The sequence below is a fragment of the Desulfofustis glycolicus DSM 9705 genome (assembly GCF_900130015.1).
GTDB lineage: Bacteria > Desulfobacterota > Desulfobulbia > Desulfobulbales > Desulfocapsaceae > Desulfofustis > Desulfofustis glycolicus.
In genome coordinates, this window is the sequence record NZ_FQXS01000010.1 from 85,657 (window position 1) to 108,753 (window position 23,097).

Consider the following 23,097-nt stretch of genomic DNA (forward strand, 5'->3'; position numbering starts at 1 on the left):
AGTTCCGGAGGACTGCCGTGACTGCCCCCGTTTCCTTGATCGACAAACACATCAGCCCCAACCTGGCCGGCCTATCGACGTCTGCGACCATTGCCATTGCCCAGCAGTGCCGGCAACTGGCCGGCGAAGGGCGGCAGGTCTTCCGGCTCGGTCTTGGCCAGTCACCGTTTCCGGTGCCCGATTCGGTGGTCAGGGCCCTGCAGGACAACGCCCACCAGAAAGATTATCTGCCGGTAAAGGGACTGCCGGAGCTGCGGCAGACCCTGGTGGAGCATCATCGCCGCTCGTTTGACCTCGACTGCGGCCGGGAGAACATTATCGTCGGGCCCGGTTCCAAAGAACTGATGTTCATCCTGCAGCTGGTCTACGACGGTGAAATCCTGATCCCGATGCCGTCCTGGGTCTCCTACCTGCCTCAGGCGCGTATTGCCGGGCGGCGGGTCAACGCCATCCAGACCGCTTTGGCCACCGGCTGGAAGATCACCCCGGATCTGCTGGAGGCGGTTTGCCGGCTTGACCCCAACCGGCCCAGGTTGTTGATCCTCAATTACCCGGCCAACCCGACCGGGCAGACCTATCGGCGCGACGAGTTGGAACCGCTGGTTCGAGTCTGTCGCAGATACCGGATTCTCGTTCTTTCAGACGAGATCTACGGCAAAACCACCTACGATGATGATCATACCTCGCTGGTCGCACTGTACCCCGAAGGCACCATCTTCAGCAGCGGTCTGAGCAAGTGGTGCGGCGCCGGCGGCTGGCGGCTCGGCTTTTTCGTGGTACCCGAAGCGGCGGCCTGGCTCAGCGACGCCATGGCCACCGTGGCCAGCGAGACCTATACCTCGACCAGTGCGCCGATCCAGTATGCGGCAATCGCCGCCTTCCAGCCCAATGTTGATCTGGATCGATATGTCGAGCGGTGCCGGGACATCCTCGGCGGTCTGGCCCGGGTCATCATGGATATGCTCGGTGTGCTCGAGATTGAGGTGTTGCCGCCGACCGGGGGGTTTTACGTTTTCCCCGATTTTGAACCGTACCGGCAGCGGCTGACTCGGCGAAACATCGGCGGCAGCAGGCAGCTCTGTCAACAGCTGCTCGCCGATACCGGCGTGGCTCTCCTGCCCGGTTGCGATTTCGGGCGTGACGAACGGGAGCTCACGGCACGGCTGGCCTTTGTCGATTTTGACGGTGAGCAGGCGTTGGCCGCCTATCCGGACCAGGGCGTCGTTGATGAAGCTTTTATCGGAGAGAACTGCGGCAGGACTATCGAAGCGGTGCGCCGGGTCGTCGACTGGCTGGCCGATCTGTAACATAAGGGGAGCTTGGAAAATTCGAAATTTCGTTCAAGATCGAGACGCGCATGGAGATTTTCCCGCAGGTATATATAAGATATTCCGAGTATAAAATTTGATTGCGCAATGATGAGGTTGGGTGGAATGGCAATTTTTCAACGTTCCCATAAGCAGCAGGAGGCCTGAAATGCAGGAGCCGACACTATTGTGGGTGCCGAGCCAAACCCGGGTCGAGCAGTCTTTACTGCACGCTTTCATGACCACGGTCGCACAGCGGACGGGCGTTGCCTGCCCGGATTATCGGTCGCTGTACCGATGGTCTATCAGCGATAGCCGGCAATTCTGGTCGTTGCTCTGGGAATTCTGCGAGGTGATCGGCGATAAGGGTGAACAGGTACTCATCGACGGCGATGACATGGTTCGGGCCCGCTGGTTTCCCGAGGCGCGGCTCAATTTTGCCGAAAACCTGCTGCGGCCCGGTCCGGACAAAACGGCCATTTTTTCCCGGATCGAAGGCGGCCCGATTCGGCGGCTCTCTTTTACCGAGTTGTATCGCCAGGTGGCGGCGGTTGCCGCCTGGCTCAGGCAGGCCGGCGTTGTTCGCGGCGACCGGGTTGCCGGGTATCTTCCCAATATTTCCGAAACCGTCGTGGCCATGCTGGCCACAACCAGTATCGGCGCCGTCTGGACGTCGACATCACCCGATTTCGGTGCGGACAGCGTCATCGAACGCTTCGGCCAGACGTCCCCGAAAATTCTTTTTGCCGGAGCCGTCTCCACCTACAACGGCAAATGGCACGACCATCGGGCCAGGATTGAAACGGTGACCGCCGCCATTGGTTCCATCGAGCGGACCGTGATCGTCGGTGATGGTGAGAGCGGTGGGGCTCCAGACGGATCGATGCACGCCTGGCAGGATGTCGTCGCCACCGACCATGACGGAAACATCGACTTTGTCCGCTGCGGTTTCAACGATCCGCTCTACATCCTCTATTCCTCGGGGACCACCGGCAAGCCCAAGTGCATCGTTCACGGTATCGGCGGCACCCTGCTGCAGCATCTCAAGGAGCACCAGCTCCACTGCGATATCAGGTCCGGTGATCGCGTCTTTTATTTTACGACCTGTGGCTGGATGATGTGGAACTGGTTGGCCAGCGTGCTGGCCAGCCGGGCGGCACCGGTCCTCTACGACGGCTCGCCGCTCTATCCCGACGCTGGGGTCCTGTGGGACTATGCCGAACAGAGCCAGGCGAGCCTGTTTGGTACCTCGGCCAAGTATCTTGATCTGCTCAAAAAGCAACAGTTCGAGCCGATTCGCTCTTTCCCGCTGCCCGCACTGCGCACCGTCTGCTCGACCGGTTCGGTGCTGGCGCCGGAGAGTTTCGATTACGTCTACCGCTCGATCAAACGGGATGTCTGCCTGGCCTCGATCTCCGGCGGGACCGATATCGTCTCCTGCTTTGTGCTCGGCTGTCCGCTGCTGCCGGTCTATCGCGGCGAGTGCCAATGCCGCGGGCTCGGCATGGCCGTCGAGGTCTTCGATGAGGCGGGCCAACCGGTGATTGACGAGCAGGGCGAGTTGGTCTGTACCCAGCCGTTTCCGTCGCAGCCGCTCGGTTTCTGGGGGGATACGGACGGCAGCAGCTACCGCCGGGCCTATTTCGCCACCTACGACGGTATCTGGCATCACGGCGATTACATCACCCTGACCGGTCGCGGCACGGTGATTATCCACGGGCGTTCCGACACCACCCTCAATCCCGGCGGCGTACGCATCGGCACCGCGGAAATCTACCGTTGCGTCGAACAACTCGACGAGGTGTTGGAATGCATCGCCGTCGGTCAACAGTGGCAGGGGGACACCCGGATCGTTCTCTTCGTCGTACTGCGGCCGCCGCTGTCGCTGACCGAAGAGATATCCGGCAAGATTCGCCGGGCCGTGCGCGAGGGCTGCAGTCCGCGTCATGTACCGGCAAAAATCGTCCGGGTTGAAACGATCCCCCGGACCAAATCGGGCAAGATCGTCGAGACCGCAGTACGCGAGGTCATCCACCGGCGGCCGGTGCAAAATCTCGGCGCCCTGGCCAACCCCGAGGCCCTGGAGCAGTACCGGGATCGTCCGGAACTGCTCGAATGAGTATCTAAACCACCGGCGGGACAGGTTTTAACCTGTCCTCCGCTGACTAAATGAACGGTGGGACAGATTTATCACCTGTCTTCAGCCCTCTATCGGCTATTTATCGATGTTTTCCTTGTTGATGGGAACTTCTTCGCCCTGGTGGCTCAGATAAAGCTCACCAAATCCGCCGGTTATCAGTTTGTCCTGGTGGAACGTGCATTTTTTGTAAAAGTAGCTGCCGTCTGATTTTTTCGCCAGTGCAACCGCGGCCAGGTATCTCGATTTGACGGGGGTATTGCCGCCGTTCACTCGCTCAATCCACCAATCCTTATCGGTGATGTTCAGCCTGTAAACATTGTCCCAGCCGGCATTTTTCAGGAGAGAACGCATGCTCTTGGCGATGTGTTCATCCTTCATCCCGGCCGGCGGCAAGGTCCTCGCCGCGACGACACCGCTGGCAATGGCTTCATGGAGACGTGTGTAGGGCCGATAATCGTCTCCTTTGATCGTCAATTGACCGGAAGCCCAACTCTTGCCGTAATACGGCAGATCGAAGGTGATCGTATGGCTGCCGGGTTGCAGTTTCCCGAGATGATCAGTCAGTTCATTCGGCCCCTGGACGGTTGTCGGGTTTGATTTTCCGTACGTGATGTTGGGGTCGCTGTAGGCTTTCAGTTCAGAGAGCTGCGGGGCAATATCGAAGACCAGGTAGTTTCGGTTGGCATATTCACGGCTCGTAATCGTCACAAATTGGGCGTGAATTGGTGCGCCGTCGATGGCAACGTTCACTCGTACGCTGAAATCCTTCTCCTTTTCGTATATTTCAGCCAAGGGCCGTGTCAGTTTGATGATGCCGTAGATGTGGTCACCCGCTGTGAACGTATCCTGCGCAGCAACAGCATCCGCATTTTTGATGGGGGACCGGCTGAACACAAAATTGCCCTGATCCGCTTGTGCCTGTGCCAACTCGGCGCTGAAAGCCTTGTCCAGTTCATCAAAATCAGTCAGTTTGCCCCGAATATATTTGGCTCGGCTGTCCGCTTCGGGGCAGAGCCCTTCGGGATAGTCGTTCACCGTTGTCCGGGCTTCACCGAAGATGAGCCGCCATTTGGCAAACAGGGCCTGATCGTCGGTTGGATAGGCGGATAATACTTTTTCCCCTTGCATGAATTGCTGCAGCATGGCGCTCCACTCGTCACAACTGGCTTCAGCAGCCTTTCGTGAGGCCTGCTGCTCGATCCGTTCCCGGTTCTGTTGTTCGGCCAGCTGCTTCTGTCGGTTCGCTTCGGCCGTTTGCTGTGCTTTGTCTCGCTGATCGGTCTCCGCTTCAACGGTGACCGCCCGGGTGAGCGCTTGGTTCCATGTCTCCCTGACGTCGGTCAGACGATTGACTGCCGCGACGAAGACGGGATGGTCCGGAGAAAATTGTCCCTGATACCGCTTTTCGATTTCCTGCATATACCCTTCGGCCCTGTTCAGGTCGAGCTTTGCCCGCTGCGCACGGTCTGCCGGTGACCCGACTCCGGTGGTGAGTTTTTTCTCGACCGTGTCGAGCTCCTTGTACATTTTCTCGATTCTGTTCGTCACGCCGCCGGGCAGTTTTTCGCTCGGTGCTGCAGTTGTTGCCGGTTCCTTCTGTTTGTTGTCCTCGTCTGTGACAATGCCGGTTTCCTTACCCACGGTCTTTGCCGTGTCAACAGCACTGTCGACAATCTCTTCGGTGGTTTTAGCGATACTCTTGCCGGTCTTGGACAGCGTATCGGTTACATTGTCCATGAAACCGGCGTAACAAGAGGACGCCATAGCGAAAGCTCCGACTGCGAGAACAGCGTACACCAGTATGTTTGCCACGGTTTTCATCGATTGTTCCTCATTTGGTGAGTATTTATAACGGGATAAAAACCTTCCTCACAGCTCGTCAATATAGAGACCTGCCGATAAATAGCAAGACATTTTGCATCTTCTGTTAGGCAAAATGCAATGTCATTCCAACACCATGCCACAACGTGACAGGTGAATGCCCGCCGCGAATCTCAGCCACTCGGGCATTTTAACAATGTAGAAATCAAGGGCATCCCTTTATGTCACTTACCAGTCAGTTACAGAGGGCTTATAGTATCGGAACCTATCACTCGCAGGTTTCTGTTCCGTCGTTCGGCATACACAGGCGGGAATCATTGCCGGACGGGAGCCGGGATCTGTTTTAGGGGACCTTGAAAAAATGTCATTTCGCTCAATCTCATCGTTGCGCAATCAAATTTTATCCTCGGAATATCATCTATATGCCTGCGGTAAAATTTTCTTGTGCGCCTTGATCTTGAACGAAATTCCGAATTTTTCAAGCGCCCCTTTACAGGGAACCTTGAAAGCATCATGCCGGGGGCACGGGACAGATGAAAAATCTTGTCGACCAGCAGAGCATGAATTCCGTTTTGTGCACAATCCTCGATGGGACTGCCACTGAGACCGGAGAAGCATTTTTTTCAGCGCTGGTGGTCAATCTGGCCGGTGCGCTTCAGGTGCCTGCGGCCTGGGTAACCGAGTACACCGCCAAATACGAAACACTCAGGCCGCTGGCGTTTTTCCTGGACGGCCGTTTGCGGGGCGATGTCGAAGCAGCCGTCAGGGGCACACCTTGTGAAGTGGTCGTCAAAAGCGGGCAGATTTACCATGTGGCCGATGAGGTTGCCGGAACCTTTCCGAATGATCCGGATCTGGCCGCTATGGGCATGGTCAGCTATCTCGGAATCCCCTTCAAAGACACCGCCGGAAAGATTCTGGGGCACTTGGCGGTCATGGATCGAAAGCCGATGCCTCACAAGGAAATCACGCTCGCCATCATGCGTATTTTTGCCGCGCGTGCCGCAGCTGAGTTACGTCGCATCGAGGCTGAAAACCGTGTACTGGAGCGTGAACAGCGGTTGAGTCGGCTGCTCGACACGGCCCCGGATGCGATTGTCGAACTCGACGATCAGCTGGCTATTCGCCTGATTAACGCCGAGGCCGTCAACGCCTTGCACATTTCCGTTGATCGGGCCCGGGGGCGGCGCTTTACCGATTTTTTGTCGGCATCAGGTGCCGCCCTGCTACGCGATGTGGTTGGGCAGATGGCCGCCGATCAACACCTGGCAAAAAAATGTTGGCTGCCCGACCATCTGATCGTCTGCGCTGCGGATGGATCCGAATTCAGAGCCGAGGCCACCATATCCCGGTTCGAGGTCGCCACGTACTGCTCGATAATCCTTATCTTGCGCAACATCACCGAGCGCCTGGATGCTGAAGCAAAGATCCGAACCCTGCGCACGGAGGCCGAACAGCTCAAAGAAGAGCTCAAAGATATTGGCGGTTTTGACGAGATTATCGGCAGCAGCCAGGCACTGTTAAGTGTTCTCAATGATGTCAGCCAGGTGGCAGATACCGACGCTACCGTCCTGCTGTGCGGGGAAACGGGTACGGGCAAAGAGTTGCTGGCTCGCATGGTTCACGCCGCAAGCCACAGAAAAGAAAAGCCACTGATCAAACTCAACTGCGCGACCATCCCGACCGGATTGATGGAAAGCGAGTTGTTCGGTCATCGCAGAGGTGCCTTTACCGGCGCTACTCAGAACCGTGAGGGCCGATTTGCACTGGCCGATGGCGGCACTCTTTTTCTTGACGAAATAGCAGAATTACCGCTGGAGCTTCAGTCCAAACTGTTGCGGGTACTGCAGGAGGGTGAATTTGAGCCGGTGGGCAGTTCGCAAACACGCAGCGTTGATGTGCGCGTCGTGGCGGCCACCAACAAAGATTTGGAAAAGGTGATGGCCGCCGGCCAGTTCCGGCAGGACCTGTATTACCGGCTGAACGTGTTTCCGATTGTGCTGCCGCCGCTGCGCGACCGCGGGGACGATGTGATCCTGCTGGCCACGTACTTTGTCGAGCGATTTGCCCGCCGGATGGGTCGTCGCGTTATGCCGTTCAGGCCTGTCGACGAGCTCCGCCTGAAATCATATGCCTGGCCCGGCAATGTCCGGGAACTGCAAAATGTCATGGAACGGGCGGTTATTACCGCCAAAGATGGCTGGCTAGATCTCTGCCGATGTCTGCCGGACGCCCTCCACGACCTTGACGATGCATCTGCCGCGCAGGCCGTGGCCACGGAAGAGCGGATCTTGACGGATGCTCAGGTGAAAGCATACGAAAAACGAAATATCGTCAATGCCCTCAAAGCGAGCAATTGGCGGGTATCGGGGACAAAGGGTGCCGCCCGGCTGCTTGGTCTTCCCTCTTCCACGCTGAATTCGCGCATTAAGTCACTGGGGATCAAACGTTCCGATTGATCGGAGCCCCTCGCTGTCGGTTGGCCCAATTTTCGACATATCGTTGATTTTCCAATTTTCGCTACCGGTTTTTGCGATTTCTCGGTTTTCCGATGGTGCCCCGCTCTGCAACCATCCTGTTTGCTCGCGTACACTGATCTGAAATCACACTAATAGAGAAAGATACGCCGGTTGGCACACTTTCTGCGAAGAGACGATCGAGTCCTGCCCGGACTTTGTTGAAAGAAAATCTGTTCGCTTCCGGGAGAAGCGACTGACGTCCAAGCCAACCACCAACAGGAGAAGCACCATGACAGCAACAACGATAGACAGCGACAGTTTCACACGCTATGCAGAAAGTTTCGGCGGCCGGCTCATCCATCCCGATGCCACCGATTACGATGCCGCCCGCACGGTATGGAACGGACTGATCGACAGGCGACCGGCCCTTATCGCGCGCTGTACCAGCGCAGATGACGTGGTCAGGTCTGTTCTCTTTGCCCGGGAGAATGATCTGCTGGTCTCGATCCGCGGTGGAGGCCATCATGTGGCGGGTTATGCCGTATGCGATGACGGCATGATGATTGACATGTCGGCAATGCGCAGGGTAGACATCGATCCTCAGGCGCGAACCGCCCGGGTGCAGGCCGGCGCCCTCTGGGCAGATGTGGATGGTGCGGCCCAGCCCCACGGACTGGCCACCCCCGGCGGCGAGGTCTCGCTGACCGGTGTGGCAGGGTTGACCCTGGGAGGCGGTGTCGGCTATGTGCGGCGCAAATTCGGCCTGTCCTGCGACAACCTGCTGGCCGTGGAAATCGTCACCGCCGACGGCCAGAAACGCCGGGCAAGCCAGAGTGAAAACAGCGATCTCTTCTGGGCCCTGCGCGGCGGTGGCGGCAATTTCGGGGTGGTCACCGCCTTTGAATTTCGTTTGCACCCGGTCGGCCCGGAGGTCGTCACCCTGAACCCGATCTATCCGTTCGACCAGGCCCGCTCCCTGCTCGAGGCCTGGCGCCGGTTCACCGACACCGCGCCCGATGAGGCCTCGACCGCGTTTGCCATCTGGGGTATCCCCGAACATCCCGACCTTCCGGTTGAACTGCACGGCATGCCGGTGTGCCTGCTGGACGGCATGTATTCCGGTCCGCGACCACAGGGCGAAGCGCTCTTTCAACCGCTTCGTGAAGTGGCTGAGCCGATCATGGACCTCGGCGGTCCCACCACTTATCTCGAGGCCCAGAAGAGCTTCGACGAATTCATGCGGGATGGCGACCTGTACTACTGGAAGTCGCTCTACCTGAACGAGATGAGCGACGATGCGATCGGCACCATGATGTCCTGGGTCAGGCGGCGTCCCAACCCGCGCCTGCTGGTCATCATCCGGCATCTGGGTGGTGCCATCAGCCGGGTTGCCGAGGATGCGACCGCTTACCAGAACCGGGCGGCTCAATTTATGTTCAGCATTGATGGGGCCTGGACCGATCCCGCCGAGTCGGAACGAAATATCGCCTGGATCCGGGGGTTTTGGGAAGCCATGAGCCGCTACTCAAATGGCGGAGTGTACGTCAATTTTCCCGGGTTCGGGGAGAACCCACAGCATTTATGGCGATCGAGCTACGGTAATAACTATCGGAAACTGGTTGCAGTCAAAACGAAATATGACCCGGCCAATTTTTTCCGGATGAACCAGAATATCAAGCCGGTTGCAGACAAGGTACACTAGCCCCCTTGCCGGGCATCTTGGAGACCTGGATCGCCGGTTTGCCGAGCAGGCCTCCGAGACCGGCCGCCAGGCCGTTCGGAGGACATGCTCGACAATGATCGAAGTTACGGAATCTGCCGGCGCGAAAGCAACGCATGCGCGGTGGTGCTAGTGCAGACCGCGCAGTACCGCTTCCAGACTGTCCTTGGCGTCGCCGAACAGCATCCTCGTGTTGTCCTTGTAGAACAGCGGGTTGTCGACGCCGGCATAGCCGGTTGCCAGCGAGCGCTTGAGGACGATGGTGGTTTTCCCTTTCCAGCACTGGAGTACCGGCATGCCGGCGATCGGACTGCCGGGAACCTCCTGTGCTGCCGGGTTGACGATATCGTTGGCGCCGATGACGATCGATACATCGACGGCAGGAAAATCATCGTTTACCTCGTCCAGTTCGAAAACAATGTCGTAGGGCACCTTCGCCTCGGCGAGCAGGACGTTCATGTGCCCCGGCATGCGGCCGGCAACCGGGTGAATGCCGAAGCGGACGTTGATTTTGCGTTCTCGAAGTATCCTGGTTATCTCGTACACGACATGCTGCGCCTGGGCGACAGCCATGCCGTATCCGGGGATGATCATAATCTCGCGGGCGTCGAGCAGCAGCTCCGCTGCTTCATCCGCTTCGATCGGCAGGACATCGCCGGCCGGTTCGCCGGTTGCAGCAGTCACTCCGCCGCCTCCGGTGCCGAAACCGCCGGCGATCACCGCCAGGAACCTGCGATTCATCGCCCGGCACATGATATAACTGAGGATGGCGCCGCTGCTGCCGACCAGTGCGCCGACGACGATCAGCAGATCATTGCTGAGCATGAACCCGGTGGCCGCGGCGGCCCACCCTGAATAGCTGTTGAGCAGCGACACGACCACCGGCATGTCGGCGCCGCCGATCGCCATGACCATGTGCACGCCGAAGACCAGGGCAATGATGGTCATCAGAACCAGCGGTGTGCTGCCGCCCCCGGTCGCGGACTGTTGCACGAACAGTACCCCGAACCAAACGGCAGCGAGCAGCAGGCCCAGATTGATCCAGTGCCTGCCGGGCAACAACAGCGGTTTTCCGCCGATCCTGGCGCTGAGTTTGAGAAAGGCGACAACGGAAGCGGAAAAGGTCAAGGCACCGATCAGGATGCCGAGATAGGTTTCGATATCGTGGATTGTCTTCGCGGCGCCGGAAAGCTGCAGGCCGTGGTCGAGAAAATTGGCGAAGCCGACCAGCACCGCAGCCAGGCCGACAAAACTGTGCAGGATGGCCACCAGCTCCGGCATCTGGGTCATTGCAACCCGGCGGGCCAGCACTAGCCCGATGGTTCCGCCGATGAGAAATCCGCCCAGCAGGATGGCATAGTTATCCGTGACAATGCCACCAATGGTGGCCAACAGGGCAATGGACATGCCGATGATGCCGAAGATGTTACCCCGCCGTGAGGTCTCCTGTCTGCTCAGACCGCCGAGGGCAAGAATGAAAAGAATTGTGGCGCCGATATAGGCGACTGAGATATAGCCGTGTGTCATCTGCGCCTCCCTATTTCCTGAACATGGCCAGCATCCGCTGGGTGACGGCGAAGCCGCCGAAGATGTTGATGCTGGTGATCAGAATCGAGATGCCTGCCAGGATCATGATCAATACGTTAGTAGATGATATCTGCAACAGCGCCCCGATGATGATGATACTGCTGATGGCGTTGGTGACGCTCATCAGCGGGGTGTGCAAGGCGGGGGTGACATTCCAGACCACCATGTAGCCGACGAAGCAGGCCAGCACGAATACGGTGAGATGCGACATGAATTCGGGTGGGGCGGAGCCGCCAAGTCCCAGCAGTGCCAGGGCGCCGAGGGCAAAGGGCAGTACCAGACCGGCAGCGCGCGGTTTCTGCGGCGGGGCCGGCTGGGCCGTGGCCGGTTTGGGCTTGGGGCTTGCCGGCACCTGTTTGACTAGCGGTGGCGGCCAGGTAATGGCGCCGTCACGGATTACAGTGGCGCCGCGGATGACCTCGTCATCCATGTTGATCACCAGCCGTCCGTCCTTGCCGGGCGTGAGATCGACAAGCAGGTGCCGGAGATTGGTGGCATAGAGCTGGCTGGACTGTGCTGCCAGCCGTGAGGGTAAATTGGTGTAGCCGATGATCGTTACCCCGTGCTTGACGACGACCCGGTCAGCCTCTGTCAGTTTGCAGTTGCCACCCATTTCGGCGGCAAGGTCGACAATGACGCTGCCATCCTTCATGCTCATGACCATCGTCTCGGTAATCAATTCCGGGGCAGGGCGACCGGGAATCAAGGCGGTGGTGACGACGATGTCCACTTCTTCGGCCTGCCGGGCGAATAGTTCCATTTCGGCCTTGATAAACTCATCGCTCATGACCTTCGCGTAGCCGCCTTCCCCGGTACCGTCTTCGCTGCCGAATTCGAGCAGCAGGAACTCGGCATCGAGACTCTCGACCTGCTCCTTGACTTCGGGGCGGGTATCGAAGGCCCGAACGATCGCCCCCATGCTGCGCGCGGCAGCAATGGCGGCAAGTCCCGCAACTCCGGCCCCGATGACCAGCACTTTGGCCGGCGGGATTTTACCGGCGGCGGTAATCTGGCCGGTAAAAAAACGGCCGAAATGCTGCGCAGCCTCAATGACGGCCCGATAGCCGGCGATATTGGCCATGGAACTGAGCGCATCCATTTTCTGGGCCCGAGAGATCCGGGGTACCGCATCGATGGCCAACACCGTAGCCTGCCGTTTGGCCAGGTCATTGAGCAGGGCCTCGTTCTGGGCCGGCTGCAGAAAGCTGATCAGGACCTGCCCCTCCCTGACCTGCTCGACCTCGTTGAGACCTTGGCTGGCATCACCCTGTGGTGGCCTGACTTTCAGGATAATGTCGGATTTTCGGTAGAGCTCAGGGGCATCGGCGAGAATCTCCGCCCCCGCTTCGACATAGGTGGCATCGCTGAATGCAGCCGGGACGCCGGCGCCGGACTCGATGGCGACGTCGTAGCCGAGCTTGATGAGCAGACGCACGACCTCGGGAGTTGTCGCAACTCTTTTCTCTCCCGGCCAAACTTCCTTCGGAACCCCGATTTGCATTACCGACCTCCTTCGGATTCAACTGCTTTTGTATATGAAAATCATTTTCCCGGGCTGACCGGTTCTGCCGGAGGCTACATCGCGGAGGCCCGGCCAGCCCTTTCAACCGCGACGCCGATTTTCACTGTTCGTTGTGACTCCCGTTCATGGGGGGTGTCTCAGGCATCTGCCTTGACGGCAATTCGTACCATGGCAACCACTGTATATCGTGTAGCGGCCAATACCGCTGCCGGGCAACCCGGGTGCAAGAGGTAACTGCCGGACAGGCTGTGATTGCCGGATGCGACCGGGCGCGGCACGCTGACGACAAAGCTGATCCTTGACCTAGTATAATTGCTCAGCAATGATTTTCCAGGGAACAGATGAGGAATGAAGCGCTACGGGCGCCGGCGGCCCTTCTGTCGAGATAGCCTTAAAAATCGAGACCAAATTCCTCGGGCTTCGAGATCTATGACGGTGGTGATGTCGAGCACCCAGTCTGAAGACGTTTGCCAATGTTGCAATTCTCCACAACAGTAACGAAACGAACGGGGAAGGTGAAAGAAGAGAATGTATCACCAATATGGAAAAAGCGGTTACGAGGAGTTTTCTCGTAACCGCTTTTATGAATTGGTGGAGCTAGACGGGATCGAACCGACGACCTCTTGAATGCCATTCAAAGGGTCCTTAGTAAATTATTCAATTACATTGATTGATACAAGTTGATATTTCTTCGTAATCGAGTTAGAACAGCATGATACTATTGAATTGGAAGTTGACGGAGTTCGCTTTCTTTTGACCTGTTAATTAGAACCGAATTAGAACCGAAGTGGGGTGTTTATGGTAGCTAGCAAATTCAAGTTTACCGATGCGCAGTTCGCAAAACTGCAGCCACACACAAAAAAACGCCAATATTTTCAAGACACTGTACAACCTGGTTTGAGGATACAGCTTACACCAAAAGGCGTAATTACTTTTCAGTTTCAACGTTGGAGCGCTAGGTTAAAGAAAGTTTTAACGAAAACTCTCGGTACATACGAACCGAATGGTCTGGGTATTGCCAAAGCGCGTGAGATGGCCGCTCATTATCTTGCAGACCTAATCGAAGGGAAGGATATTGAGCAGATTTCCAGAGATATACGTGAGGAACAAACATTTGAGGCTCTTTTTTCAAATTGGTTGATTGAGGCAAGGCATCGAGAAAAGAAGACATGGGAGACCGACCAGCGGCGCTATGAGCTCTATATTAAAAAACCATTGGGGAGCAAAAAATTGTCTTGGTTTACGAGGGAGAGAATAAAGCGTTGGCATTCTGGATTAAAAGGTATTCCAAGTCAGAGAGGCAAGGGGATGAGAATGCTCGGGCCGCACACAGCTAATCGGTGTCTAGCATTGGTTTCTACAGTATTTAATAGTCAACGACCGGATTTCCCAAATCCAACTGTGGGGGTCGTTCCTTTCAGAGAGCAAAGCAGGTCTCGGTTCCTACAGCCTGACGAACTGATTAATTTTTTTAATGCATTGGAATCATCACAGACTCCACTCTATTTACGAGATTTTGTCTATCTCTCTCTGTTTACTGGAGCCAGGCGTGGAAATGTTGGGAGCATGAAATGGGAGGATATTAGCCTAGATCTTCGAACTTGGACAATACCAGCATCCGACTCAAAAAATAAGGAGGAGATGGTTATCCCGCTTGCAGATGAGGTTATAATTATTCTTGAAAGGAGAAAAAAGGAATCACGCTCTAAATTTGTTTTCCCAGTTGAAAAGAGTAAAGAAGGTCATTTGCAAGCGCCAAGAAAAAGCTGGGCATCTCTTTTGCAGAGAGCCGGAGTAGAAAATTTGCGTTTCCATGATTTAAGGCGAAGTATGGGATCATATATGACCATAGCAGGTGCAACAACAACCGTTGTTGGGAAAGGACTAGGTCATCGAGACAAGAAGTCGACGGCAGTGTATGAAAGATTGAACCTTGACCCGGTTAGAAGAAGCATGGCCGACGCAATAGCCATAATGAAAGCCAACCGTGCGTGATCGTGTCACGAAATCTTAAAAGAGAAGACTAGCCTGGAATAATGGAACGTCTTCGGCCTGATATAATCTTTATCTATTTGATACCAAAAACGCAGTGAATGCAATTGACGCGTAGAGCTTGAACGGTCAATTCAAGGAAGAGAGTGGGGCAGGCCTCATGGTCTGTGAGAGACCGAAATAAAACAGTCTAAATAGGTTGGGACTCCTTTTGTAAAGGATTTCTCTTACGATTAAGGTAGTTATGGTAAATCTTTTTCAGAGAAAAAATCCTTGGCTTCTCATCCCGAAAAATTTTTGTATCGATTTCAGGGAAAAAACCTCTGAGCTTGTCTGGCATCGTAATAACAATGGCCTTATTGCCTTTTAATGCGCCCTCGGTTACCACGATTTCTACCGTTCTTGTCCTTTGACCAGGAATTTCGTGAATCTCATAGGACTTTACATCGTCCATTTTCCAGTTGCTATGATTCGATTTGCTTGCCATTGGTTTTCTCTTGGTTTTCAAGTTGTAATCCACTGATAACATATAGTAAATTGATCACATGGAATAGCGCGTCTCCGATTCCTGCTCCAATCCAAACATCCCATTTCCTATTGAAAACTCCTCGAGAGTTGCTGTCAACTGCAAGAAAACCTATACATCCGGCTGCGTTAAAATGAAAGTAAGGGCTTTCCACCTGCTGTATTGGCCACACTATAGCACTCCTATAAGGTAAGGTCCAGTCTTTACATGTGAGTTTTGAGTACCAGCTTCGCTTTTCAGGGATTTTCCCATAAACACCAAAACTACTACTCTGATAATCTTCTCTAGCGGCCAGATTATTACAAAAAAAGCTACTTTGTCCTGGGTACCCTTTATTGTAAAGCATCTGAAAATCAATATTTTCCATCAATTGATCTTCATGATTGTTATAACGCTTTTTGTCGATTAAAGCATTGTACAAGTACGAAGAGTTATCTCTAGCGAGTGTTCTAACGAACAATTTGCCATCATGTTCATAAATAACTTTTATACATGCTCTGCAACTTGTCCCAGTTAACAGTGTGAAAATAGAAGAAAGTGAATCGAGGACTTTTATAAGACCATGAGTTGTTACAGTGAATATTCGATTAAGTTCTTTTTCACTTAAATCTTTTGTATCTACTTCGCTTAAAAACGTGAATAAGTCTCGAGTATTGTGCAAACAATTATGGTGAAATTCTGTTATATTTGCATATTTTTCTTTTCTAGAAGAAAGATATTCACGTGCTATCACATATGCTAACAATAACAACAAGACTATGGAAACTGTAACTGTCAGGACTAGATCATAAGTTTGCTCTCCAATATTTATAAAAAATCCAAGAGTTCTAATAAAAATAAAAGGGGCAATAACAAGTCCAAATATCTGAAAAAACTGCTTGATTTTGCATTTAATCATGAATTCTTCAAAGGTGGACTGAAAGTTGTTCCACTTACTTGTTTTTTCCATCGATAGTTCCTGCCATTTTAATAAAATTATTTTAACAATTATTTAACAGAAAAATATGTATTTGCAGTATGTATTATAAAGAAAATATTGATGCGATTATTTAACAGATAACAACATACAATTCTATCCACCTATATGGGATCATCGGATTTTTCATTTTTATCTGTTGACGATTTCTTGTTCTGAAAACTGGTGTCTGTGGGTACGCAACTCCTGTATTTACAGAATGCTTTTTTAGAAAATTGACGATTAGGTGTCACAGACTATCCTTTGCTCGCTCAACATCGGCCAAAAAGCCATATTTCACTTTCTTATGCGGATGCCGATGGCAAGGTACGCCCAATTAGAGAGCTGGTTAGTGCAGATTCTTCCATTCCATCCAGAAGCGTGTCACGAGACCCAATAGATATGTGCTTTCCAGATATGTCATGATATCCCCAGAGTCATTCCGTTCCCTCAATTATCACCTTCAAATCGTGATGGTGTGTCTCGACGAAGCGAATGCTCGTTTCCTGATCACCGAGCGTAATTGGGATGTCGCAATCTACCGTACTGACCAATTTGTCTCTTAGGTCAGCCATCGCATCGTCGTCGCTCTTTACAAACTCCTCGTACATAGCCGCGCATAGGGGGCAAAGGGCCAGATACTGAGTTTCATGTTCCTTCGGCAGATATTTTTTGGAGAGCACTTCCTTTTTCTCGAAGTAGTGTGCTCCATCTCGCTTTCGAAAGGGCATCTCTTCTTTGCATATCTGGCAGACCATTTGGTCTGCCTCATTCGTGTATTGGTTCCGGAGCCATGTGATCGGATCAATGGTACCGTTGGTGGTTCGAACACTTCTTTCGCGTTTCTCGTATTCCTTATCGGGCGCGTCGGATAGTTGCTCGCCAAGGCGCTCTTGACGTCGTTCCGGATTTGACACTTGCCGGGTTGGAAATGTTGGGCGTTCTTTTCGGCCAGCCAAGGCGGCTTTCAACTGCTCAATCTCGCCACGATGGCTTTTCAGGAAATCGATGTCCTCGAGGCTAACTCCGAGTTCTGTTGCGTGTTCACGTTTCAGCTCATCCTCGCTCTTCAGCACATCCTGATCCGCCTTCTCGGGGTCGGGTTGAACACCAAGAGCCTCTGCAAGCTCTTCGTTACGCTTTAATTCACCAACCAAGTCGGCGATTCTGCATTCAGAAGGCTTCTTGAATTCGTCGACAGCAACGGGTAACCACGCATGGTTCTTTAACATCTTGCACAACTTCGAGTCCTCTTCGTAGGTGGTGGCATTGTCGTAGTTCTGGTGGGTGGCATGTTGGTAGCGGCCGTGTAGAAACCTAATTAGAGGAGGCAACAACTCGTTCCAGATGTAAACCGCCTTTGGAAGTGAGATGTGCATGAGTGCGTGTTCCAAATCGTCGATACTCGTATCGGGGTCAAACCCCTCGGCCCCACGCTTATGCCATCCATGATATGAACACAAAGGAACAAAGTGATTGCGACTTGTATGGAGGCCGCGACAATTGATGACCGGACCAGTGCGGACGCCCAGCTTCTGCCAGTCGATGTTCTCCACTTGTTCGGCCAGGAACCAGATATTCACATTTTCCTCGAAAAAGGTTTGCAACTCCGGAGACTGAAAGAACAAATTAGTTGGCCTGTCGTAGAATTGCTCGCTTGTTTTTGCGTTAGTAGCCAGCGCCCAAGTGGTGTCCTTAAGTGCGGATATCATTTTGCTGTAATGTGGAGAATCTTCCAAGTCCATGGCATCGGCGATGACCGAAACATGGTCTGTGTGTGTGTCATCTTCTATTTCAGAATCGTCCTGATAAAGAGGGATGATGTCATTAAGCACACGCGTGCAGATGTCAGGAGCGACTATACCAAGCCGCTGCATAAACTCCGCTACCTTCTCGTTTTCGTAGATAGACTTGCGGACAACGTGGTACTCCACCCTTGACTCGACAGGGAGAAAGACGTTGGGATTACCTAATTCATCGAAAGGAGTGCGTTGCCGTCCGTCCTGACATCTGATAATCGGTTTCCTGCGAAGGGGACCTTCTGCTGGATGCCCATGAACACCTTTTGGTCTCCAAAGCGCTTCCTGGCCGGATAAATATCCATAAAAATCAACAAACCATTCATCTGACTGGCTAGACAGAAAGGCATGGTTGATTCTTCGGGCTAAAACGTCAGGAGTCACTTCCTCCACATCAAGTTCAAGAATCAAATAAAACCGTAGGTCAAGCGTTCGTTCCCGGGTTATATCCGCGGCAAGCCATTTTATCGCGGCGGCTGGGGACTGAAACAACTGACCAAGCTGCTTCTGGCTCAGTAGTTTTCTGAGGTCAGCACCTCGAGCGAGTTTTGCGTTCCCGGCGGAAACGAAGGAACCGTCATCGGCTGGTAGGAGTTCATCTTTGATCAACGTGTTCCGAACCGACTCGACAATTGGATAAAACATGCTGTCGTCTGGGAAATCTTCGGTTCTAATAGGAAGCGCCTCGAGGAAGGATACCGAGAGTAAGCCAAGATCTTTTATCTCAGAAAGAATGTCTCCGATGAGTTCAGCGGTTTCTTTTACCAGAGTCTCATTCCATTCGTCGTTTTTTGGTATATTGTCACGAGATGGGGTTGTCCTATATGGTCCTTGGATGAGGAATCCGAACCTTGTGGCCTTCTCTGTGGGGAAATAAACGACCAGGGGAGAATCCTTGACTTTAACTATACGTTCGGGCTTCTTTCCGCCTTTGTCTTCAGCCTCCAGCCGGAAGCTGACCTCAACACGCACAGTTTCCGAATTTCCCGGTACTGGTAGCGGTCGTTCAAAAATGAGCCAGTTTTCCTCCTCTTCCTTGCCGTTGTTTTGACCGATGACGCTGACTTGTCGGGCGGGCCCTCGTGGAATCTCTTCTCGCAGATAGACACCGCCTGTTGAGTTTGGCAGCCTGTACTCGATTTCGTTGATCCTTCGGAGGAATAAAAGCGTTCTGGCGCTCAGGTTGTGGAGGCGAGCGCCGATTTCCTTGCATGCGGTTTCGGGTGCTATTTCTTCAGTATTGAAGGGAAAGACAAAGAGCGTGGTCCAGGAGTTACCGGCTGGCTTTGAGGTCACCGCGTAAGGGCGCACGTAGTTCTCTATCCTGAAACCTTCGCCGCCTGAGTGAACTTCCGGAGTAGCCGTGTAGGCGTAGACCGACTTGAAACCAATCCCAAACTTTCCAATTTGCGTCAGATCTTCGGCTTTGGTTCCTTCACCTACACCACATACCCCCCTGACATCCCGCTCATTAAAAAGGCGGCCGTCATGGGTAACCTCCAGTCTGTCGTCAAAAAGGCTGAAGAGTATCCGGGTAGCGCCAGCATCCTCCGCATTCTGAAGAAGCTCGAAAACGAAATGCGTTCGATCTGTGTACAGTCGACCCAGAAAGGACAGGTGGCGTGTCCCTTGACCGTACTCACGGATATTGTCCTCTCGTATCTTGTCGTAGTCAGTCGGCATTGGCTCTTCCCCCGGAAACATGAAGCACACCATACGCAACAGGACCAGCGACGATATCCGCTCTCTCCAGAGCGATGTCCAGCTCTTGGCTTCGCCTTGCGTAGTCTGCCTCTGCGGCGGCGATTTGAGACCGACGCATTTTTTGTATCTTTTCGTTGGTCGCTTGGCTGAGCTGTTCTTCTAAAAGAGCGATTCGCGCCCGGTGACTGGTGGTTAGGCTTTCCCGCCGGTATTCGGCCTGTTCCTGGGTCTTTTGCCGGTGTCTGCTTCTCGCGTCGCTCCATGAGTTGTAGTGGTGAGCATCCAAAGCGTCCCAAACTGAAGCGCCAAGCCCGCTTGGCATAGCGCCAGGACAATCCGCCGCATTCTCCAAAAGGCGACCAAGATGTTCGTTCACCATGGTGTTCGAGGCGATAGGCTTAAGCACCAAGTCTTCCCTGATGCCGTGGAAGTGCCACTGGTAAATGGCGAATTTGTAGCGCCCAATAGGTATCTCGTTCGACGCTACCTCCAGATTGGTTATGACCCGTTGTTTGGTATCATATGACAGGGCCGCCTGTTTGACCAATGGATGGAGGGGCATGATGAAGGCGGCCTCGGGATGCTGCATGGCGCAATCAGACTCGAAGGTGATGGCCAAATGCTGGCTCCCGCCCTTGAGCCAATTTTCCCATTCGCGGTAAGCGGAAGTGTTCTGCCGGGGGAGCTGCTGAAAATCCTTTAAAAGGTGGCCACGGGATTCCTGGGCCAGCCGGAGGGTCTTGAGCGGCTTTTCGCCCAGAATAAACTCCTGGTCTTTACCGCACACGCGCTGCAGGTAAAAGGTCACCAGCCTGCGGAGTGAAGCCGGTGATAGCCAGAAACTCGCCGCGTCGGCAATTTCGCGGTTCATCTGCTCTTGGGGAAGGCGAATGCCAAACAGCTCCGCCTGCTTCTGCTCCAGGTCTTCCTGCTCCAGGATGAGCCGGATTTTGTTGTCGGATAGTTGCTGGAGCTTCCCCTTGCGCTCCTCCTCACTCAGCTCGTAGTTTTCCACGATGTTTTTGATCTCACGAGTGATTTCCCCGAGTATTTCCTCGCTCCCTCCGAGGGCGTTATTGAAGACCCCGATGCGCACCAGGCACCGCTCGTAGATATCCGCATCCACGGTTCCCGGCGTGATCAAGTTGACGATGGCGACGCTCTCGCTCTTCTGCCCGTTTCTGTCGATACGGCCGATGCGCTGTTCTACTCGCATGGGATTCCAGGGAAGATCGTAGTTCACAATGCAGTCGCAGAACTGATAATCGAGACCTTCGCAGCCGATTTCGGAAAACAGCAACAGGTCGAGACAGTCCTCATCCTCCTTCGGCTTCTCAAAACGGGCGCGAAGGGACACACGATCCTCATCAGGCGTTCCACCATGGACCAACCCGACGCGGAAACCGTCCTTGCTGAGATGGTCGAAGAGGTAGCTTAGGGTATGCCGGAAGCTGCTGAACAGCATGACCTTGTTGTTCGGGAGGCTTTGCTTGTCGCGGATGATGTTGCGTAAAGCTTCGAGCTTGGGGTCGCTTGCCTCCAGGGTACGAGCCGCCTTCAGCAGATTCTCGATTTGGCTTTGGATGGGAATGATGGCCTCGTCCTCAGGGACTCCGGTGTCATCCGCTTCTTCCCAGGACAGTTCGTCGAGATGGCGATTGAGGATTTCCTCAAGAAAGGGGGCAAGACCAAAGAGGCAACTGGCCGCTTGTCGCCTGATGGTGGTCATCATGAACTTCACGTTAACCCCATTGTGAATCTGGTTGAATATTTCAGCCTGGATTCTCAAAAGTTCGTCATGCAAATGCTGCTGAGCTGGAGTGAATGGCACGACGACCGTCTCGGGTTTCCTGACCGTGAAATTCCCAATGTCGCGGCGGCGGGTTCTGTTGATGATACCGGTGAAGGTGTGCATCCCCTCTGTGTCGGAGATCATCCTTATGCGTTCCTCGTGTGTAACCGCGCTCTCCAAGAGTTTAGAGCGGACCCGACCAAAATCCGGATTATGCCTGAGTATGGACTGGCCCCAGGGCGTGGATGCCGCCTGATCGAGAGCTTCTATCGCCAGGTTTTGCCATTCCCGCATTTGAGACCGCATCGCCGACACCGCCTGATTAATAAACGGGTTTGGCTCAGCCATGTGCGAGAAGCTCTCATGGTCGATGATGAGATCGGGGCGGAGCATGTTAAGAAGAACAAAGAGGTCGTTGCTGCCGAGCTGGATCGGGGTAGCCGTCAAGAAAACTACCGCTTCAGCATGATCGCAGAAAAACTTCACGGCCTTATGGCTGAATGTATCCTGGTTTCGAATGTGGTGAGCCTCATCGACAATAACCAGATCGAAGCGCGGTGGCGGATCAAGGTCCAGGAGGCCTTTTTTCCGCTTACGCTTTCCTTCGGGAGCCGAGCCATACAGGAGTGTTTCATCGAACTGGGAGTACGGGACGATGCTTTTCTGGTGTTGCTCCGGCCAGACACCATCCAGATCCATCTCGTTAATGCAATACCGCAAGGTAGCGCCATCAAGATGGGTAAAACGCTCCTCGAAGCGTTTCATCTCGTTCTGCCACTTTTTCTCGGTAACCAGCGGGCGCGGGCAGACAATGAGCACGGAACGTATCTCTCGCCGCGCCTGGAGCTCGCGCAGGATGAGGCCGGCTTCAATGGTCTTTCCTACACCAACGCCGTCGGCAATGAGCAAGCGTGGGCGATCCGACCGGATAAATCGCAACACCGGTCTGAATTGATACGGGATGAAGTCAACACGGGCGGCGTTGAGTGAGTAGAGGGTGGATAGTCCCGGATACTTTATCTGTAGCGCGGTGAGATAGGCATGGAATTGGTCGCAGGGTAAGGCTTCTACCTTTTCCTCACGCTGATCTTCGGCTTGCAATTGCGACGCGTAAAACGTTTGGGTTGTCCCGTCTAAGAAGACCTTGAATCGGTTCTCCGGCTTTCCGGGCAACACGGCAATCACAGCGCCACGGCTTGATGGGTTTGATTTGGCGAAGACGATTTGGCCGGGTTCGAATTCGGCTGCATCGTTTTTCCTTTCTTGAGGCGCGGAGGACGTCTCTGCGCCTGGGTCAGGTTGCGGCTGGATCTCCGTCGCGAGGAGAGCCGCCTTTGTCTTCCGTAATTCTTGAATCAACGTGTCATCCGCGCCGATAACAACCGCAAAACGCTGAAGGGTGTCCAGATCTCGGTATATGTCGTCAACGGGGAAGCCCTCTGTGTCCGCGTGTGCCCAGTGATTACGGACCGTTTGCATTTCCTTGACGAAGTGACGGGCTTCGGAGGTCAGGTCCAGGCTGTTGGAAATCTGATACCAGTTCTGGTCCAACACCCGAAGAAGTCCAGCGAGGTCAAGGCCACCCAGTGACGTGATGTTGCGTTGCTCCAACCGTCTCTTTTGCTGAAACGACAGGGTGTTTACGACCGCTTTGTTCCACCAGTCGTCAAACAGCGGAGGTAACACTCTTTCTAGAAATACGGCGAGCTGCCCGGCTACGTCGCTAAGATGCTTCGCAACCGCTCCGTGAACCAAGGCTTTCCCCTGCATTTT

At 54.1% G+C, this 23,097-nt stretch carries 12 protein-coding genes; 5 read left to right on the top strand and 7 right to left on the bottom strand.

Annotated elements, in window-relative coordinates; translation table 11 throughout:
• Positions 1-17 precede the first annotated feature (17 nt).
• Together BUC26_RS09990 and BUC26_RS09995 are read left to right on the top strand one after the other, a co-directional pair.
• The gene (locus BUC26_RS09990; protein WP_073375692.1) at positions 18-1,307 is read left to right on the top strand and encodes a pyridoxal phosphate-dependent aminotransferase; all 1,290 of its coding nucleotides are present in this window, start codon (positions 18-20) and stop codon (positions 1,305-1,307) included.
• 169 nt (positions 1,308-1,476) lie between these two features.
• Positions 1,477-3,426 (top strand): acetoacetate--CoA ligase, encoded by a 1,950-nt coding sequence (locus BUC26_RS09995; RefSeq protein WP_073375694.1) that lies wholly within the window; start codon positions 1,477-1,479, stop codon positions 3,424-3,426.
• Positions 3,427-3,522: 96 nt separating this feature from the next.
• On the opposite strand, the gene BUC26_RS10000 is transcribed toward BUC26_RS09995, so the two are convergent.
• A complete protein-coding gene (locus tag BUC26_RS10000) occupies positions 3,523-5,268 on the bottom strand; it encodes a hypothetical protein (RefSeq protein WP_073375696.1) in 1,746 nt (581 codons plus the stop codon).
• 533 nt (positions 5,269-5,801) lie between these two features.
• On the opposite strand from BUC26_RS10000, the gene BUC26_RS10005 reads away from it, so the two are divergent.
• Together BUC26_RS10005 and BUC26_RS10010 are read left to right on the top strand one after the other, a co-directional pair.
• Positions 5,802-7,727, top strand: coding sequence for a sigma-54 interaction domain-containing protein (locus BUC26_RS10005; RefSeq protein ID WP_073375697.1), 1,926 nt, complete (start codon positions 5,802-5,804; stop codon positions 7,725-7,727).
• Positions 7,728-8,016: 289 nt separating this feature from the next.
• A complete protein-coding gene (locus BUC26_RS10010; protein WP_073375699.1) occupies positions 8,017-9,429 on the top strand; it encodes an FAD-binding oxidoreductase in 1,413 nt (470 codons plus the stop codon).
• 147 nt (positions 9,430-9,576) lie between these two features.
• Here the strand turns inward: BUC26_RS10010 and BUC26_RS10015 are convergent, their stop codons facing one another.
• Positions 9,577-10,974 carry an NAD(P)(+) transhydrogenase (Re/Si-specific) subunit beta gene (locus BUC26_RS10015; protein ID WP_073375701.1) on the bottom strand — a complete coding sequence of 466 codons (1,398 nt, stop codon included), beginning with the start codon at positions 10,972-10,974 and terminating at the stop codon, positions 9,577-9,579.
• A gap of 10 nt (positions 10,975-10,984) precedes the next feature.
• A complete protein-coding gene (locus BUC26_RS10020; RefSeq protein ID WP_073375703.1) occupies positions 10,985-12,535 on the bottom strand; it encodes a Re/Si-specific NAD(P)(+) transhydrogenase subunit alpha in 1,551 nt (516 codons plus the stop codon).
• Between the two features lie 819 nt (positions 12,536-13,354).
• Between BUC26_RS10020 and BUC26_RS10025 the strand changes: the two genes are divergently transcribed.
• Entirely contained in the window at positions 13,355-14,551 is a 1,197-nt protein-coding gene (locus BUC26_RS10025) for a tyrosine-type recombinase/integrase (protein ID WP_073375704.1), read from the top strand.
• A 187-nt stretch (positions 14,552-14,738) separates the two neighbouring features.
• Here the strand turns inward: BUC26_RS10025 and BUC26_RS10030 are convergent, their stop codons facing one another.
• From BUC26_RS10030 to BUC26_RS10045, 4 genes are all read right to left on the bottom strand, one after another.
• On the bottom strand, positions 14,739-15,035 hold the full coding sequence (locus BUC26_RS10030) for a hypothetical protein (RefSeq protein WP_143165976.1): 297 nt from the start codon (positions 15,033-15,035) through the stop codon (positions 14,739-14,741).
• Complete coding sequence (locus BUC26_RS10035; RefSeq protein WP_073375708.1) at positions 15,013-16,023, bottom strand: hypothetical protein; 1,011 nt, start codon at positions 16,021-16,023, stop codon at positions 15,013-15,015. Before BUC26_RS10035 ends, BUC26_RS10030 begins: the two co-directional genes overlap by 23 nt.
• A gap of 443 nt (positions 16,024-16,466) precedes the next feature.
• Complete coding sequence (locus BUC26_RS10040; protein WP_073375710.1) at positions 16,467-19,511, bottom strand: sacsin N-terminal ATP-binding-like domain-containing protein; 3,045 nt, start codon at positions 19,509-19,511, stop codon at positions 16,467-16,469.
• A complete protein-coding gene (locus BUC26_RS10045; RefSeq protein WP_073375711.1) occupies positions 19,501-23,094 on the bottom strand; it encodes a DEAD/DEAH box helicase in 3,594 nt (1,197 codons plus the stop codon). The genes BUC26_RS10040 and BUC26_RS10045 overlap by 11 nt, the downstream gene beginning before the upstream one ends.
• Positions 23,095-23,097 lie beyond the last annotated feature (3 nt).